The 16,234-nt window shown below is 59.6% G+C and carries 17 protein-coding genes; 11 read left to right on the forward strand and 6 right to left on the reverse strand.

Annotation, left to right across the window (positions count from 1 at the left end):
• Positions 1-25 precede the first annotated feature (25 nt).
• Both P8S53_RS07870 and P8S53_RS07875 read left to right on the forward strand, forming a co-directional pair.
• Positions 26-949 carry a methylenetetrahydrofolate reductase gene (locus P8S53_RS07870; RefSeq protein WP_277806587.1) on the forward strand — a complete coding sequence of 308 codons (924 nt, stop codon included), beginning with the start codon at positions 26-28 and terminating at the stop codon, positions 947-949.
• Positions 950-973: 24 nt separating this feature from the next.
• Positions 974-1,963, forward strand: coding sequence for a methyltetrahydrofolate cobalamin methyltransferase (locus P8S53_RS07875; protein ID WP_277806588.1), 990 nt, complete (start codon positions 974-976; stop codon positions 1,961-1,963).
• 144 nt (positions 1,964-2,107) lie between these two features.
• Here the strand turns inward: P8S53_RS07875 and clpX are convergent, their stop codons facing one another.
• From clpX to P8S53_RS07895, 4 genes are all read right to left on the reverse strand, one after another.
• A complete protein-coding gene (clpX, locus tag P8S53_RS07880; protein WP_277806589.1) occupies positions 2,108-3,370 on the reverse strand; it encodes an ATP-dependent Clp protease ATP-binding subunit ClpX in 1,263 nt (420 codons plus the stop codon).
• Positions 3,371-3,530: 160 nt separating this feature from the next.
• Positions 3,531-4,154, reverse strand: coding sequence for an ATP-dependent Clp protease proteolytic subunit (locus P8S53_RS07885; protein WP_277806590.1), 624 nt, complete (start codon positions 4,152-4,154; stop codon positions 3,531-3,533).
• Between the two features lie 126 nt (positions 4,155-4,280).
• Positions 4,281-4,820, reverse strand: a complete 540-nt coding sequence (locus P8S53_RS07890; RefSeq protein ID WP_277806591.1) for an RSP_2648 family PIN domain-containing protein — start codon at positions 4,818-4,820, stop codon at positions 4,281-4,283.
• Positions 4,820-6,010: an RSP_2647 family RNA methyltransferase gene (locus P8S53_RS07895; RefSeq protein WP_277806592.1), complete on the reverse strand. Its 1,191-nt coding sequence runs from the start codon at positions 6,008-6,010 to the stop codon at positions 4,820-4,822. Before P8S53_RS07895 ends, P8S53_RS07890 begins: the two co-directional genes overlap by 1 nt.
• A gap of 261 nt (positions 6,011-6,271) precedes the next feature.
• On the opposite strand from P8S53_RS07895, the gene ihfB reads away from it, so the two are divergent.
• From ihfB to P8S53_RS07910, 3 genes are read left to right on the forward strand one after another with little or no spacing between them, the layout of a single operon-like run.
• Positions 6,272-6,559: an integration host factor subunit beta gene (ihfB, locus tag P8S53_RS07900; protein ID WP_277806593.1), complete on the forward strand. Its 288-nt coding sequence runs from the start codon at positions 6,272-6,274 to the stop codon at positions 6,557-6,559.
• Between the two features lie 5 nt (positions 6,560-6,564).
• Complete coding sequence (locus P8S53_RS07905) at positions 6,565-6,918, forward strand: LapA family protein (RefSeq protein WP_277806594.1); 354 nt, start codon at positions 6,565-6,567, stop codon at positions 6,916-6,918.
• A 6-nt stretch (positions 6,919-6,924) separates the two neighbouring features.
• Complete coding sequence (locus tag P8S53_RS07910; RefSeq protein ID WP_277806595.1) at positions 6,925-7,599, forward strand: phosphoribosylanthranilate isomerase; 675 nt, start codon at positions 6,925-6,927, stop codon at positions 7,597-7,599.
• Between the two features lie 43 nt (positions 7,600-7,642).
• Here the strand turns inward: P8S53_RS07910 and P8S53_RS07915 are convergent, their stop codons facing one another.
• Positions 7,643-8,158, reverse strand: coding sequence for an Rrf2 family transcriptional regulator (locus tag P8S53_RS07915; RefSeq protein ID WP_277806596.1), 516 nt, complete (start codon positions 8,156-8,158; stop codon positions 7,643-7,645).
• A gap of 299 nt (positions 8,159-8,457) precedes the next feature.
• A complete protein-coding gene (locus P8S53_RS07920; protein ID WP_277806597.1) occupies positions 8,458-9,231 on the reverse strand; it encodes a DUF4394 domain-containing protein in 774 nt (257 codons plus the stop codon).
• A 188-nt stretch (positions 9,232-9,419) separates the two neighbouring features.
• Between P8S53_RS07920 and P8S53_RS07925 the strand changes: the two genes are divergently transcribed.
• From P8S53_RS07925 to P8S53_RS07950, 6 genes are all read left to right on the forward strand, one after another.
• Complete coding sequence (locus tag P8S53_RS07925; protein ID WP_277806598.1) at positions 9,420-10,742, forward strand: FAD/NAD(P)-binding oxidoreductase; 1,323 nt, start codon at positions 9,420-9,422, stop codon at positions 10,740-10,742.
• Between the two features lie 81 nt (positions 10,743-10,823).
• Positions 10,824-11,180, forward strand: a complete 357-nt coding sequence (locus tag P8S53_RS07930) for a DUF5368 domain-containing protein (protein ID WP_277806599.1) — start codon at positions 10,824-10,826, stop codon at positions 11,178-11,180.
• Between the two features lie 271 nt (positions 11,181-11,451).
• Entirely contained in the window at positions 11,452-13,038 is a 1,587-nt protein-coding gene (gene cysS, locus P8S53_RS07935) for a cysteine--tRNA ligase (protein WP_277806600.1), read from the forward strand.
• Positions 13,031-14,656, forward strand: coding sequence for a citramalate synthase (cimA, locus tag P8S53_RS07940; protein ID WP_277806601.1), 1,626 nt, complete (start codon positions 13,031-13,033; stop codon positions 14,654-14,656). The genes cysS and cimA overlap by 8 nt, the downstream gene beginning before the upstream one ends.
• Positions 14,644-15,375: a trans-aconitate 2-methyltransferase gene (locus P8S53_RS07945; protein ID WP_277806602.1), complete on the forward strand. Its 732-nt coding sequence runs from the start codon at positions 14,644-14,646 to the stop codon at positions 15,373-15,375. Before cimA ends, P8S53_RS07945 begins: the two co-directional genes overlap by 13 nt.
• A complete protein-coding gene (locus P8S53_RS07950; RefSeq protein WP_373418518.1) occupies positions 15,362-16,138 on the forward strand; it encodes a squalene/phytoene synthase family protein in 777 nt (258 codons plus the stop codon). Before P8S53_RS07945 ends, P8S53_RS07950 begins: the two co-directional genes overlap by 14 nt.
• The last annotated feature ends 96 nt before the right edge of the window (positions 16,139-16,234 follow it).

Below are 16,234 nucleotides of genomic sequence, written 5' to 3' on the forward strand. Positions count from 1 at the left end.
CCGCCCCCGTTTATTGGAGAGCATCATGGCGCTTTTGAACTTCCGTCGCTCCGCACAATCCGGCCAGACCACAGCGAACAGCCCCGATGTCGAGGCCCTGATGCAGGGCTATTCCATCGAGGTGATGCCGCGCACTGCCGAAAAGATTGCCGATTTCCGCGCCATCCTGCCTGCGGGCACGCGTGTTTATATTGCCCATATTGATGGCACGCCAATCGCCGACATGGTGGCGACCGCCGCCCGTCTGCGCGCGGCAGGGATGGAGCCGATGCCCCATTTCCCCGCGCGCATCATCAATGACCGGAAGGAACTGTCAGACTGGGTGTCGCGCTATCAAGGTGATGCGGATGTGCGGCAGGCGCTGATGCTGGGCGGTGGTGTGACAACGCCCAAGGGGGCCTATGACAATTCCATGCAGTTGCTGGAAACAGGGCTGTTTGACAAGTTTGACCGCCTGCATGTCGCGGGCCACCCCGAAGGCAACCGTGATATTGGCCCCGATGGCGGGCATGAGATCATCGCGGACGCGCTGCGCTGGAAGCAGGATTTCGCACAATCGACCGGCGTGAACATGGCCATCGTCACGCAATTCGCATTTGAAGCCGCGCCGGTTATCGCTTGGGCCGATGGTCTGCGCGATCAGGGGATCACGCTGCCTGTGCATCTGGGTATTGCCGGTCCTGCGAAATTACAGACATTGATCAAATTCGCCATTGCCTGCGGTGTTGGCCCGTCCCTGCGTGTGCTGCAAAAGCGCGCCAGGGATGTGTCGAAACTGTTGCTGCCGTTCGAGCCGACAGAGTTGGTGGCCGAACTGGCCGCGCATAAAGCCGCGAACCCTGATTTTACCGTGGAACGCTTGCATTTTTTCCCGCTGGGCGGGATCAAGGCCAGTGCCGACTGGAATATCGCCAATGGTGGGGCAGCCGCCCAACCGGCGCAACACTGACTTACCCATCATTTCGGAGAGATCATGACCCGCACTGTCCTTGAATCCGCAACCAAAACTGTTGTCATTGGCTTTGACGAGCCGTTTTGCGTGATTGGCGAACGCATTAACCCCACAGGCCGCAAGAAACTGGCAGCAGAACTGGAAATGGACGACTTCTCGACTGTGGAACGCGACGCGCTGGAGCAGGTTGCCTGCGGGGCGATGGTGCTGGATGTGAATTCGGGGGCAGTCTTTACCAACAAGATGGCCGATGACCCGCGCTATGCGGATAACAATTTTGTTGAACCAACGCTGATGAAAGCGCTGATTGAACGGGTGCAGGCGGTGGTCGATGTGCCGCTTTGCATTGACAGTTCTGTCCCCGGCGCGCTGGAGCAGGGCTTGCAGGCCGCCTATGGCCGCCCGTTGCTGAATTCCGTCACCGGCGAGGAGGATCGTCTGGAACTGGTGCTGCCGCTGGTCAAGAAATATAACGTGCCTGTGGTCGCCATTTCCAACGATGATACCGGCATATCGGAAGACCCGGAAGTGCGCTTTGCCGTGGCGAAAAAGATTGTCGAACGCGCCGCGGATTTCGGCATTCCCGCGCATGATATTGTCGTGGACCCGCTGGTTATGCCGATTGGCGCCATGGCAAGCGCGGGCCAGCAGGTTTTTGCACTGGTGCGCCGCCTGCGTGAAGAACTGGGCGTGAACACCACATGCGGGGCGTCCAATGTCAGCTTTGGTCTGCCGAACCGCCACGGGATTAATGCGGCGTTTTTGCCCATGGCAATCGGTGCGGGCATGACCAGTGCGATCATGAACCCCGTGCGTTCTGTCGAGATGGAGGCCATTCGTGCCGCCAACCTGCTGATGAACCATGATGCGAACGGGGGCGCATGGATCGGGTTGTCGAAAGTGCTTGATGCGGTCAAGGAAGGTGTCAGCTTTGCCGAAGCTTCAAAAGCGGCCATGGATGCAGGCGCGCGCACGGGCGGGCGGCGTGGCGGGCGACGCTCGCGCGGGTGATGCAGATTTGACGGTGCCGGGTCAGGCACCGTCGTGGTGCGGGGCGCTCATGCCGCCATGGAATAATTCACTGACTGACCACCTCCCGATATAAAAAAACCCGCCGGAATGGCGGGTTTTTAATATTCATGAAGATGTCAGGGCTTAACCTGCGCTGGCTGTGCCTTTTTTGGCTTCGGCATAGATGATCAGCGGTGTGGCTTCTGAACTTACGGCTTCTTCGTTGACGACAACTTCACTGACATTCTCCAGACCGGGCAGGTCGAACATCGTATCAAGCAAGATGTCTTCCATGATAGAGCGCAAGCCCCGTGCCCCTGTCTTGCGGGCAATCGCGCGTTTTGCAATCGCGCGCAGCGCTTCATCCGTAAAGTTGAGATCCACGCCTTCAATATCGAACAGCTTCTGATACTGCTTGACCAGCGCGTTTTTCGGTTCGGTCAGGATGGTGACAAGCGCATCTTCATCCAGATCCATCAATGTGGCGATCACGGGCAAGCGGCCCACGAATTCCGGGATCAGGCCGAATTTCAGCAGATCTTCCGGCTCCAGCGCCTTCAGGGATTCGCCGATGGTGCGCGCGCTTTCATCCTTGACGTCCGCGCCAAAGCCAATGGCCGAACCCTTGCCGCGCTGCGAGATAATCCGGTCAAGCCCCGCGAATGCACCGCCACAGATGAACAGGATATTGGTCGTATCCACCTGTAGAAATTCCTGCTGCGGATGCTTGCGCCCGCCTTGGGGCGGAACACTGGCTACAGTGCCTTCCATCAGCTTCAAAAGCGCCTGCTGCACCCCTTCGCCGGATACATCCCGCGTGATCGACGGGTTGTCAGACTTGCGGGTGATCTTGTCGACTTCGTCGATATAGACAATGCCACGCTGCGCGCGTTCAACATTGTATTCGCTGGATTGCAGCAGCTTCAGGATAATATTTTCAACATCTTCGCCCACATAGCCCGCTTCGGTCAGTGTGGTCGCGTCCGCCATGGTGAAGGGCACATCCAGAATGCGCGCCAGTGTCTGCGCCAGCAATGTCTTGCCGCAGCCCGTGGGGCCGATCAGCAGGATGTTCGACTTCGACAGTTCCACCTCGCCGGATTTGCCAGAGTGGTTCAGACGCTTGTAGTGGTTGTGAACCGCGACGGACAGCACGCGCTTGGCCTGTTCCTGCCCGATGACATAATCATCCAGCACGTTGCAGATTTCGCGCGGGCTTGGCACCCCGTCGGTGGTTTTCAGGCCACCTGTCTTGGTTTCTTCGCGGATAATGTCCATGCACAGTTCAACACATTCATCACAGATGAATACTGTCGGTCCTGCGATCAGTTTGCGCACTTCGTGCTGGCTTTTGCCACAGAAGGAACAATAAAGGGTGTTCTTGCTGTCTTTTTCCGATGTTGCCATCACATACCTCTGTGGTCTTGACTGCGGTAAGGGCCTGCCTTGCGAAACGGGCCTGTCACGCCGGCCTTCTTCCCTTGTAAGGGTAGGTCAGTCGGGGGGCAGGAACAATGCAAAACTGCGCTTGTTTTCACAAATTTCCTGCCCTGAACCCGATTTTTCATCATGTACTGGCTGCTTCAGTGCGTGATGTCACGATTTCATCAACATGGCCCCAGTCTTTTGCTTCTTCGGGTGTCATCCATTTGTCGCGATCAAGGGCTTGTTGCACTGTTTCGTAATCCTGGCCGGTATGGCGCATGTAAAGCTGGTAGAACCGTTCGCGCGTCTGCTCGATATGGCGCGACTGGATCAGGATATCGGCTGCGGTGCCCTGACTGCCACCTGATGGCTGGTGCACCAGAAATTCGGAATTCGGCAGCGAGAACCGCATGCCCTTTTCGCCCCCCAGCGCGATGACCGACCCCATCGACGCGGCCAGCCCGCACACCAGTGTCGACACGGCGGGTCTGATATATTGCATCGTGTCATAAATGCTCATCCCCGCGATCACGGAACCACCGGGAGAGTTGATATACATCGAAATTTCTTTCGAAGGGTTTTCTGCTTCGAGATGCAGCAACTGCGCCACGACCAGAGAGGACATGCCGTCATGAACAGGGCCGTTGACGAAGATGATCCGTTCTTTCAGCAGTCGCGAAAAGATGTCATAGGCCCGTTCCCCGCGGCTGGTCTGTTCGACGACCATGGGGACAAGGTTCATGTAGGTTTCAATCGGGTCTTGCATTGCGCCTGCCTTTGTCTGGACCTGTTCGGGTCATTGATAACTGAAATATGTTGCTTGAATCTTAGTCCTGCGCTTGGGGGGCTGCAAGGGGCAGGCGGGAAATTGTCTGAACCCCGCAGTCAGGGATCATTCCAGTGCCTTGCCAAGGCGCGGCAGTTTTGCCCGTTTCAAAAGTGCGCGCAGGGGCTGCGGGCGTCCTGATGCGGCCTCGGTCGCGATTCGGGCAGCGCGGACGGCATCTTCGACAATGGCGGGGCGCTCCAGCCACAGCGCCATCAAAAACGCATCGGGGCTTTGCGCATGCAGCCCTTCGCCATGCAGGGCACGCGCCGGAAAATCCTTCAGGTTCAGTGTTATGATGCAATCGGCCTGTGCGGAAATCGCGGTTGCAAGAACATGTTTGTCAGCCGGATCGGGCAGATCAAGGCGGGCTTCAAGGTTGGGGTCCGCAGGGATTTCGGCCTTTGGCCACAAGCTGCGCAGATGCGCGATTTCGCCCGCCGCGATTGTTGCGCCAGCCGGTCCCAGCCGTGCGGCCGCGCGTTGCCATTCGGCCAGTATACGCGCGGACCAAAATGGTGTGCAGCCGCCGCGCGCGGCCACACCCACCAGTATTTCGCGCAACACCGTCGGATATAGCACGCAGGCGTCCAGAACCGCGCGCATCAGTCCAGCCGGAAGAAAACAGCTTTCAGGTAGCCACTTTCGGCCAGTTGCGGCAATTGCGGATGATCTGCGCCACCAAAGCCTGTGTGAATCAGTTGCCCGCGACGCCCTGCGCGCCCGATGCCGCGCGCGCTGGCGTTGCGAAAACTGCCAAGGTCGGCGGCGTGCGAGCATGAACACAGGCCCAGATAACCCCCCGGTGCCACCAGCGGGGCCGCCAGACGTGCGACGCGTTCATAGGCGCGCAGGCCCTTGTCCAGTGCCGGTTTGTTGGGCGCAAATGCGGGTGGGTCACACACGACAAGATCGAACTGCGCCCCCTCAGCGGCAAGGGCTTCCATTGCTGCGAAGGCATCGCCTTGACGGGTCTGGAAACGGTCATCCAGCCCGCTTGCGGTGGCACCGTTCTTTGCAAGTTCCAATGCGGGCGCGGAGCTGTCCACCGCCAGCGCGGATGCGGCACCTTGCGCCAGTGCTGCCAGCGCAAAGCCGCCGACATGCGAAAAGACATCCAGAACGCGCGCGCCCCTGGCCAGCCGTGCAGCAAAGGCATGATTGTCGCGCTGGTCGAAAAACAAACCTGTTTTCTGCCCGCCCAACAGGTCGGCCATATAGGTGGCGCCGTTCATTTCCACTGGCACGGCCCCGTCCAGACTGCCGCAATGCAGGACAGTTTCTTCATCCAGCCCTTCAAGCGCGCGCGAGCGGCCACTGCCATTCTTGACAATGGTGGACACGCCGGTGACTTGCTGAAGCGCCTGCGCCAGAAGCGGGAACTGCGCCTCGGCCCATGCTGCGTTTGGCTGGATCACGGCGGCATCGCCGAAGCGGTCGATCACCACGCCGGGCAGGCCGTCGGCTTCGGCATGGACCAACCGGTAAAAGGGTGTGTCGTGCAGCCGCGTGCGCAGTTCCTGCGCGCGTGAAATGCGGTCTGCCAGCCAGTCGATGTTGATTTCTGCATCGGGGTTGCGGTCCATCATGCGGGCGATGATTTTCGACACCGGATTGACCGTCACCAGTCCCAGCGGGCGGCCTTCGGAATCTTCCAGCGTGGCGAAACACCCGGCGGGCAATGCGCGGGTGCGCCGGTCCGTGACAAGTTCATTGGCAAAGACCCAAGGGAACCCGTGGCGGATAGCGCGGGCTTCGGCTTTGGGTTTCAGGCGGATGACGGCATGTTTTGACATATTGGGCACCTTTTGGCATTCGCTGTCAGCCCTACGCCAGCAACCCGCTAGAGGGAAGGGGCAGTGACCCGCGCAATGGGCCACAGGTTGGCTGAATATTGCCCATCGGTGAAAAAACCTACAAAAGCATGTGCTTTCAATGACTATTGGTTATTCCTTCGCATGGCATTTCATCCTATAGTCATTGGAAAAATGCCGTAGCTTGCATTTGTGTCCGTGATGACGCGGAACGCGCTGCGCACAAAACCGGGGGTGACATAAATGATTCGTTCGGAACTGATCCAGATAATAGCCGATGAAAACCCGCACCTGTTCCAGCGCGATGTCGAGCGAATTGTGAACACGATCTTTGAAGAAATCACCGAAGCCCTTGCGCGCGGCGAGCGGGTGGAGTTGCGTGGGTTCGGCGCATTTTCCGTCAAGCAACGCGACGCCCGTATCGGGCGTAACCCGCGCACTGGCGAAAGTGTCAAGGTAGAAGAAAAGGCCGTGCCGTTTTTCAAGACTGGAAAGTTGTTGCGCGACCGGCTGAACGGAATTGAGGAATAGTAAAAATGCTGACCTATCTGCGTTATGGCGTGCTGACGATTGTCGCTGTGATCCTGCTGACAATCGCGCTGGCCAACCGGACCGTGATTACGGTGAAGTTGCTGCCTGATGCACTGGCCGGCGTGCTGGGGTTCAACCTGTCGATGACGCTGCCTTTGTTTATTATCCTTGGTCTGGCAATCGGGTTCGGGTTGCTGCTGGGGTTTGTGTGGGAATGGCTGCGCGAGCATGGCTATCGCAGCGAAGCATCGCGCGCCCGCCGCGAGGCAGAGGCGCTGCGCGCTGATCTGAAGCGGGTGGAAACCATTGCGCCCCAGACCCGCAAGGATGATGTTCTTGCCGTTCTTGACGCGCGCTGAGGGCATATGTCGGACGCTGTTCATATCAAGATTTGCGGGTTAAGCGACCCTGACACGGTAGCCGCCGCCGTGACTGCGGGCGCGCGTTATGTGGGGTTTGTGTTTTTCCCCAGATCACCGCGCCATGTGTCCCTTGCGCAAGCGCGCGCATTGGCGCTGTCCGTGCCCGAAGGCGTGGCCAAGGTTGCGCTGACAGTCGACGCGGATGACGACATGCTGCGCAGGCTGACAGAGGACGTGCCGCTGGATATGTTGCAGCTGCACGGACATGAGCCGCCCGCGCGTGTGACCGAAGTGCGCCAGCGTTTCGGTTTGCCTGTCATGAAGGCAGTTGGTGTGGCCGGACCGCAGGATCTGGAAGATCTGGAAACATATGGCAAGGTTGCCGATCAGTTGCTGGTGGATGCCAAGCCATCGGAAAATGCGGCGCTTCCCGGTGGCAACGGATTAAGCTTTGACTGGCGGTTGATTGCGGGGCGGCGCTGGAATTGTCCGTGGATGCTGGCGGGGGGGCTTGATGCGGGCAATGTCGCGCAGGCCATCCGCCTGACAGGCGCGCGCCAGATCGATGTGTCCTCTGGTGTTGAAATCCGGCCCGGTGTGAAGGACGCGGCGCGCATAACCGCGTTTATCCGCGCGGCGCAATCCGCGCTGGCGGCGTCGCAGCCGAATATCGGCTAGATCATGATACGCAAGGCCGGTTCCGGCATGTGCGCGGCGTGGTTCAGGCGACAGTTTCGGGTGCGATAACGGCAACGGTTGCGGTCATATCCACATGCACAGGGGCGCAACGCTTGGGCACGCGCGGCCCTTCGACCGACAGGATCGCTTCCAGACCGGCATTGCAGTTCACCAGTTCGGACAGATACAGATCGTCCAATGCGCTGTAGAAGGATTCCACGGCGCGCGACAGATGCGGGCGCATGACGCAGTGATCCTTTAGCGGGCAGGTGTTGGTATCAGAAAAGCACTCCATGAAGGGCAGGCCGGATTCAAAGCTGCGAAACACCTCTCCCACGCTGATGCAGGACGGATCGCGTGCAAGATGAAACCCGCCATGGCGGCCGCGCAATGTGGTGATGAACCCGTCCTGCCCAAGTTTGTTGATCACCTGTGCCAGATGGTTTTCGGATGCATTGATTGCCTGTGCGGCGTCTTGCTTGCGCACCAGCGTGTCGTGATTGACCGCGCAGAACATCAACGTGCGTAGTGCCAGATTGGTGCGGGTTGTCAGACGCATTCAAAGCTCTCCCATCTATAAAGCACGAAACGCGGGTCGGGGCGTAGGCAATGGCCCCCACAATGGCCTTGTGCAGAAATCATAATATTTTGGTGCTTGTTATCCGGTCATCGGGGCGGCTGTCATTGATCAAGATCAAGTCTGACGTGTCGTCTGCTGCCGGTTATCATCTGCGGCGCGCGTGGCCTGTGCCTGTTTGGCCAAACGAAACTGGCGCAGGGCAGTAGATGCCCTGCGCCTGATGGCCCGACTTACTTTTTACTTGTTACCCAACACTTCGGGCCGGTAAACCCTGCCCGTCAGTCGGCTGCGTGAAACACTGTCACGTCGCGCAGAACCACGTCGAGTGCCTCGATCTCCCAGCTTTCGGTGACCATCCCGCTGGACAGATCAACCGTGTGGAACGCGCCATTGGCGACCAGCCAGGCGGTGTTTTCGCCGTCTGCCGTGGTGGCGATATCGAAGGCAACCGGGCCGTCAAACATGGCGCCTGTTTCACCGATCACGACATTGTCGCCGTCATTTGGCGCTGTTTGCTGCAACAGCGATGCAAGCGCTGTGTCAATGTTGTACATCATGGTGCTGTCGGGCTGGCCAAAGGAATTGGCATATGCCGTCCCGCCAACCATGGGCATGCCTTCAGTGCCATCAGTGAAGCTTAGGCTGCCGTCAACGGTGACCGCGCCGCTGCCCAGATTGACACGGTGGTTCGTAGTGCCGGACATGAAGCGCAATGCGTCGGGGACGGGGTTGATGTCGACGATCACAACGTCATCTTCGCCATGTTCCAGCGGGGTGTCCATGGTCGTCACAATTGACCATTCACCCGTTTCGGGGTCAACATTCACAACTGCAAATTCGTCGGTGACTGCAATAATCTCGCCCGTGGCGGGCCGGAAGTCGATGCCAAGGATACGCCCGTCATAGTCGATGTCCTGCATTCCGATGACTTGCGCTGTCTCCAGATCGATGGACACAAGTGTGCGGTCACCGGCAAGTCCGACAGCTGTGGTCGCGGATGCGCCAGTTGTCATCAATACTGCCATAAGGGTGGGTGCTGTAAGCTTGAGCATGAAAATCTCCATTTTCGGGTTTGTTGGTTAACAATGCTGAAACGGGGGGCGCGGGCAGATAGTTTCAGCGCTGTGGTCACAGCGTCGTGAAAATTGTCCCGCAAGGGCACCGTTTTGATCTGGATCATATATTCGTAAAGTTATATATGATTTCTTGAGTATATATTTTGTTGAAACGGGGGGATTCGATGATGGACCTGCAAAAGCTTGCAACCAGTCGTCGCGGTTTTATGGGCCTTGCAGCCGGTGGCAGTGCAGCCATAGCGTTGGGGGCTGCGGGCAAACCGGCACAGGCACAGCGCACCAATGCGCGCATTCTGATCATGGGGGCAGGGGCAGGGGGCGCTGCAATCGCCAACCGTCTGACTGAGCGTCTGGATGGTGCACAGATCACTGTGCTGGACGGACGCCCGCAGCATTGGTATCAGCCGGGTTTCACATTGATCGCATCGGGCCTGCGCAAGGCCGATTATGCGATTTCGTCGACGGAACAATGGCTGCCGCGCGGTGTGACATATGTCAACGAATATGCCGCCGAACTGGACCCCGACGCAAACCGTGTCACCACCACCGGCGGGCAGCGTATTGACTATGATTACCTGATTGTTGCCACGGGTCTGGTGCTGGACTGGGACGCAATCGAAGGGTTCGACCTGAGCATGGCCGGCCCCGAAAACGGGATCGCGGCCCATTATGCCAGCCCCGAGCACGCCGCGTTAAGCTGGCAGGCGCTGGACAAATTCACCGACGAGGGGGGCATTGGCATGTTTGGCCGCCCCGCGACCGAGATGAAATGCGCAGGCGCCCCCGTCAAGCTGTGCTTTCTGGGCGAAGATATTGCCACCACCAAGGGCAACCGCAGCAAATGCGACTTCATCTATAATGCGCAGGCCACAAACCTGTTCGGGGTGCCGGTCATTCACCACCGCGTGCGCCAGATCATGGATGAACGCAACATCACCTACCGCTACCAGCATGTGCTGAAGGGCATCGATCTGGGGGCCAGGACTGCCACATTTACCACGCCCGACGGGGATGTAACGGATAAGTGGGATTTCATCAATGTCATCCCGCCGCAGCGTGCGCCGCAGGTCATTCGCGATTCCGGTCTGGCATGGGCCGATCGCTGGACAGATCAGGGCTGGATCGAAGTGGACATGCACACGCTGCGTCATGCGCGCTATGCCAACATCTTTGGCATTGGCGACATCAATGGTGTGCCCAAGGGCAAGACCGCCGCGTCGGTCAAGTTTCACATTCCGGTGGTCGAGGATCATCTGGTCAGCGAAATTTCGGGCCGCGAAGGGACGCGCCTGTATGACGGCTACACGTCTTGTCCGCTGATCACCCGCATTGGCCGCGCCATGCTGGTGGAGTTCGACTACAAGGACAACCTGACCCCGTCCTTCCCCGGTGTGATTGCCCCGCTGGAGGAATTGTGGATCAGTTGGCTGATGAAGGAAGTCGCGCTGAAAGCCACTTATAACGCCATGCTGCGCGGTCGCGCCTGACCTTGCCCCCGGGGGCTGCCGCCCCCGGACCCCTGCGAGTATTTCGGGCAAGATGAAACGGCCCGTATGAGAGGATGAAAAATGGAAGACTTCACCCTGATGACGCTTCTGGCTGTGTTCGAGGAAATCTTCGGGCGTGGGCTGTTCTGGGCCATGGTTGCTGTGGCCGTCGCGATTACGCTTGGCTATGTCTATGTTCTGGTGCGTGACCGCGCGATGTCGATGCGTAAATTCCTGCTGGCGCAACTGTCCATGCCCATTGGCGGCGTGGCGGCGGTGGCGTTTGTCATGATGATGACGAATTCGGGTTTTGCCGATATCGGCGGGCCGATTGACTGGATTGTGCTGCTGGGCGTTTTTGTCGCAGGGGCGGTGGGTTTCGCAATTCTGGTCTATGTGGTTCAGTCGTTGGTGCGGGGCAAGGAAGCTGACATCTGACCCCTTGCACGACTGAAGACCGGCCAGCGGGTGCTCCTCCGATAAAAGACCCTGGCCTGCCAGCCCGAGCCCTTCCTCCCAAAGGCGCGGGCTTTCGCGTTTTTGGGCTTGGCAGCAGCGGGGGCCGCGCGTATGGTCGCGTCATGAACACCTTGACCTGCATGATTTGCTGCTGCATTTGCCGCTGAGTTTCCGGCGGGTGGTCTTGTTTTCATTTCCCTGATCGAGTGATCCCCCGCCCGCGCGCCAGCATGGCCCGAGAGGAGAGGACATGACCAAGATACGGTTGCACAATTCGCGCACCCGAAAGCGGGATGACTTCATCCCGCTGGACCCTGATAATGTCCGTATGTATGTCTGTGGCCCCACGGTCTATGACCGTGCGCATCTGGGCAATGCACGCCCTGTGGTGGTGTTTGATGTGCTGTACCGGTTGCTGCGCCATGTCTACGGGGCGGAGCATGTGACCTATGTGCGCAATTTCACGGACGTGGATGACAAGATCAACGCGCGCGCCGCAAAGATGCAGGCCGAAGGGGATGCCCGCCCCCTGAATGCGATTGTTCAGGCGCTGACGGATGAAACGATTGGCTGGTATCACGCCGATATGGACGCGCTGGGCGCGCTGCGGCCCTCTGTGAAGGGCGTGATCTCTCCTGCTGCGGAGCCGCGCGCCACGCAGTTCATCACCCAGATGGTTGCCATGATTGACGGGCTGATTGCCAAGGGCCATGCCTATGAAGTGTCGGGGCATGTGCTGTTTGATGTGCGGTCCTACCCCGATTACGGGCGGCTGTCGGGGCGGTCTGTGGATGACATGATTGCGGGCGCGCGGGTGGAAGTGGCCCCCTACAAGCGCGACCCGATGGATTTTGTGCTGTGGAAGCCGTCCGATGCGGGCCTGCCCGGCTGGGACAGCCCGTGGGGGCGGGGGCGTCCGGGCTGGCATATCGAATGCTCGGCCATGAGCCATGAGTTGCTGGGGGCCAGTTTCGACATTCACGGCGGCGGGATTGATTTGCAATTCCCCCACCATGAGAACGAGATCGCGCAAAGCTGCTGCGCCTTCCCCGATGCGGGGTTTGCGCGCTACTGGCTGCATAACGAGATGGTGCAGGTGGACGGCAAGAAGATGTCCAAGTCCTTGGGCAATTTCTTTACGGTGCGGCATTTGCTGGAGCAGGGCTGGCCGGGCGAGGTGATCCGGTTTGTGATGCTGTCGACGCATTACCGGAGTCCGATGGATTGGACAGAAGATAAAGCGAGGGAGGCTGAGGAATTGCTTCGGTCTTGGTATGCGATGACTGAAAATGTCGGTTTTGCTCCTGTGCCGCGTGAGGCCGAAGAGGCTCTTTCAGACGATCTAAACACCCCACTTTTCATCGCAGTGCTTCATCGCCTTGCTAAAGAAAAAGACTGGCCTGCTCTTCGCACATCTTTGGATTTGGTTGGTTTGGCTCGACGATCAATGTCAATCCGAGTCGAGTCAATCGATGTTAAAGCCGCAATACAGGAAATCTTCGAGATGCGTCTTGCTGCAAGAGGTGAAAAGAACTGGCGACATTCGGACTTGTTGAGAGGTTTTCTGCATATTTCGGGTGTTTCTGTTGAAGATGGCAGTGCCCCATCTTGGAAACTGTCAGGAGAAATGGAAGCTATGGGTTGGCATACTTTGGCAAAAGATATCGCTCGTGGTAACTCGATAGTTAGGCGAGAAGATCTCGAACAGATTGCAGAAAAACGAGGAATCATGCTCAATCCAGATCTTTCGATAACGCAGCCGCTGTCTGGAAGATTGTCTCATAAAGCACAATTAGAGCATCTTCAGCTTGGTCTGAAAGTTGCAAGAAATGCGTGAACGCCTCTATCTCTATGACACCACCTTGCGCGATGGTCAGCAGACGCAGGGCGTGCAATTCTCCACACCGGAAAAGCATGCCATCGCCGCCATGCTCGACCAACTCGGCATTGACTATATCGAAGGCGGCTGGCCCGGCGCGAACCCCACCGACAGCGAATTTTTCAACGCCAAACCGCAAACCAAGGCCATCTTCACGGCCTTCGGCATGACCAAACGCGCGGGCCGGTCGGCGGAAAATGATGATGTGCTGGCGGCCGTGCTGAATGCGGGCACCGATGCGGTGTGTCTTGTGGGCAAATCCCATGATTTCCACGTCACCACCGCGCTGGGCATCACGCTGGACGAGAACCTTGAGAATATCCGCGCCTCTATCGCGCATTGTGTGGCCATGGGACGCGAGGCGCATTTTGACGCCGAACATTTCTTCGACGGCTACAAGGCCAATCCCGATTACGCGCTGAGCTGCCTGCATGCGGCCCATGACGCGGGCGCGCGCTGGATTGTGCTGTGCGACACCAACGGCGGCACGCTGCCGTCGGAAATCAGCGCCATCACCCGCGCGGTCATAGACAGCGGCATCAAGGGCGCGCGGATCGGCATTCATTGCCATGATGACACAGGGCAGGCCGTGGCAGGGTCGCTGGCGGCGGTAGAGGCGGGCGCGCGCCAGATACAGGGCACGCTGAACGGGCTGGGGGAACGCTGCGGCAATGCATCGCTGACCACGCTTATTCCCACGCTGCTGCTGAAGCCCGCCTATGCGGACCGCTTTGACACCGGCGTCAACGCGGACGCGCTGCAAGGGTTGTTGCGTATTTCGCGCAAGCTGGATGATATTCTGAACCGCGTGCCACTGCGCACGCTGCCTTATGTCGGCGCATCTGCCTTCGCGCACAAGGCGGGGCTGCATGCCAGCGCGATATTGAAAGACCCCACAACCTATGAGCATATCGACCCCGCGCAGGTGGGTAATGCCCGTATTGTGCCAATGTCCAATCAGGCGGGGCAGTCGAACCTGCGCCTGCGCCTGGCTGATATGGGCGTGCAGGTGGACAAGGGCGATGCGCGGCTGGGGGCCATTCTGGACCAGATCAAGGAGCGTGAGGATCAGGGCTATGCCTATGACAGCGCGCAGGCCAGTTTCGAATTGCTGGCGCGCCGTGCGCTGGGGCAGGTGCCCGATTTTTTCGAGGTCAAGCGCTACCGCGTCACAGTCGAGCGGCGCAAGAACAAGTATAACCGGATTGTCACCTTGTCCGAAGCCGTGGTGGTGGTGAAAATCGGGGATGAAAAGAAACTGTCCGTGTCGGAATCCATGGACAGCGAAGGGCATGATCGCGGGCCGGTCAACGCGTTGTCGAAAGCGCTGGCCAAGGATCTTGGCCCCTATCAGGATGTGATCGACGACATGAAGCTGGTCGATTTCAAAGTGCGCATCACCCAAGGCGGCACCGAGGCTGTGACCCGCGTTATCATCGACAGCGAGGACGGGCAGGGCCGGCGCTGGTCGACCGTGGGCGTGTCGCCCAACATCGTCGATGCCAGTTTCGAGGCGCTGCTGGATGCTGTGATCTGGAAATTCCTGCGCGACGGGGTGACACCATGCAAGACCTGACACCGGATGAGGCGTTTCTGACGCTTTACAGCGATCTGGCGCGCGAAGGGCCGGGGGCTGCGGCCGATCTGGGCTGGGCATTGTCGGTTGCGGCAACGCCTGCTTTCGCGCGTATTTGCGATGCGGGCTGCGGGTCGGGCGCGGACACAGTGACCCTGGCCAAGGAACGGCCCCGCGCGCAGATCGACGCCATCGACCAGATCGCGCAATTCGTGGCGGCCGCGCAAAAACGCACAGCGCCCTTCGGGGCGCGCGTGCAGGTGCAGCAGGGGGATATGGCCAAGCTGACCGGTCCCTATGATCTGATCTGGTGCGCGGGGGCGGTCTATTTTCTGGGCATCACGGAAGCGCTGCGCCTGTGGCGCGGGGCGCTTGCGCAGGGGGGGGCGGTTGCCTTTTCCGAACCTTGCCTGCTGTCGCGCCCGTCTGCGGCAGCGCAGGCTTTTTGGGCGCAATACCCGCAAATCACTGATGTCGCGGGCATTCGCGCGCGGGTCGCGGCGGCGGGCTACCGTGTGCTGGGCGAGCAGATGCAGATCGGTGCGGCGTGGGAAGCCTATTACATTCCCATGTCAAAACGTATTGCCAGCCTGCGCCCGAATGCAACCGGCGTTCTGGCAGCGGCCCTTGACGAGGCAGAGCTGGAAATTGCCCGCTGGCGCGCGGCCCCGTCGGAGATTGCCTATGCGCTGATGGTGGTGGCCCCTGTTGACGGATGAGCTTGCGACACTTGTGCAGCAGGGCGATCCGGACCGCTACGCCGCAACAATCGCCGCACCCGATGCGGCGCGCGCGCGACTATGGCCGCTTTATGCGTTCAATCTGGAACTTGCGCGCGCGCCTTGGGTGACGCAGGAACCGTTGATTGCTGAAATGCGGCTGCAATTCTGGGCCGATGTGCTGGATGACATCGCCGCAGGCAAGCCCGCGCGCGGCCATCAGGTGGCGGCGCCGCTGGCGCAGGTCTGGCAGGCGGCGGATTTGCCGGTTGCGCTGGGGCAGGGCATGGTTGCTGCGCGGCATTGGGAAATTTACCGCGCGCCCTTCGCGGATGATGCGGCGTTTTTGGCGCATATTCAGGCGACATCGGGAAATCTGATGTGGTTGGCGGCGCTCGCGCTGGGTGCCCCCCCCACGTCCGAGGCGCCTGTGCGTGACATGGGGTTCGCGGCGGGGCTGGCAAGCTGGCTGGTGGCAATTCCGCAGCTACAGGCGGCCGGGCGCATTCCGCTTGTGGACGGGCGCGACAGCGCTGTTGCGGGGCTGGCGCGCGACGGGCTGGCACATCTGGCGCGGGCGCGTGCGCAGCGCTGTTCGGTGCCCGCATCCGTCCTGCCGGTGATGCTGACAGGCTGGCAGGCCGGTGCCGTTTTGCAGCGCGCGGCACAGCGCCCCGATCTTGTGGCGCAGGGTGGTTTGTTGCCATCGGAATTCAGGCGGCGCGGCGCTTTGGTGCTGCGCAGCTTGTCGGGCCGCTGGTAGCTGCCGTCATTTTTATCATGATCTGCGCTATATGGCCGGAATGCTGGCCCGATTGCGCCTTGCGCTGCCTTGCCAAGGCCCCGCCCTGCCAGTAGG

The organism is Roseinatronobacter sp. S2, assembly GCF_029581395.1.
Classification (GTDB): Bacteria; Pseudomonadota; Alphaproteobacteria; order Rhodobacterales; family Rhodobacteraceae; genus Roseinatronobacter.

Coding starts and splice junctions, on each gene's coding strand:
- P8S53_RS07870 (WP_277806587.1), top strand. CDS start 26: ATGGCGCTTTTGAACTTCCGTCGCTCCGCACAATCCGGCCAGACCACA.
- P8S53_RS07875 (WP_277806588.1), top strand. CDS start 974: ATGACCCGCACTGTCCTTGAATCCGCAACCAAAACTGTTGTCATTGGC.
- clpX (WP_277806589.1), bottom strand. CDS start 3,370: ATGGCAACATCGGAAAAAGACAGCAAGAACACCCTTTATTGTTCCTTC.
- P8S53_RS07885 (WP_277806590.1), bottom strand. CDS start 4,154: ATGCAAGACCCGATTGAAACCTACATGAACCTTGTCCCCATGGTCGTC.
- P8S53_RS07890 (WP_277806591.1), bottom strand. CDS start 4,820: ATGCGCGCGGTTCTGGACGCCTGCGTGCTATATCCGACGGTGTTGCGC.
- P8S53_RS07895 (WP_277806592.1), bottom strand. CDS start 6,010: ATGTCAAAACATGCCGTCATCCGCCTGAAACCCAAAGCCGAAGCCCGC.
- ihfB (WP_277806593.1), top strand. CDS start 6,272: ATGATTCGTTCGGAACTGATCCAGATAATAGCCGATGAAAACCCGCAC.
- P8S53_RS07905 (WP_277806594.1), top strand. CDS start 6,565: ATGCTGACCTATCTGCGTTATGGCGTGCTGACGATTGTCGCTGTGATC.
- P8S53_RS07910 (WP_277806595.1), top strand. CDS start 6,925: ATGTCGGACGCTGTTCATATCAAGATTTGCGGGTTAAGCGACCCTGAC.
- P8S53_RS07915 (WP_277806596.1), bottom strand. CDS start 8,158: ATGCGTCTGACAACCCGCACCAATCTGGCACTACGCACGTTGATGTTC.
- P8S53_RS07920 (WP_277806597.1), bottom strand. CDS start 9,231: ATGCTCAAGCTTACAGCACCCACCCTTATGGCAGTATTGATGACAACT.
- P8S53_RS07925 (WP_277806598.1), top strand. CDS start 9,420: ATGATGGACCTGCAAAAGCTTGCAACCAGTCGTCGCGGTTTTATGGGC.
- P8S53_RS07930 (WP_277806599.1), top strand. CDS start 10,824: ATGGAAGACTTCACCCTGATGACGCTTCTGGCTGTGTTCGAGGAAATC.
- cysS (WP_277806600.1), top strand. CDS start 11,452: ATGACCAAGATACGGTTGCACAATTCGCGCACCCGAAAGCGGGATGAC.
- cimA (WP_277806601.1), top strand. CDS start 13,031: ATGCGTGAACGCCTCTATCTCTATGACACCACCTTGCGCGATGGTCAG.
- P8S53_RS07945 (WP_277806602.1), top strand. CDS start 14,644: ATGCAAGACCTGACACCGGATGAGGCGTTTCTGACGCTTTACAGCGAT.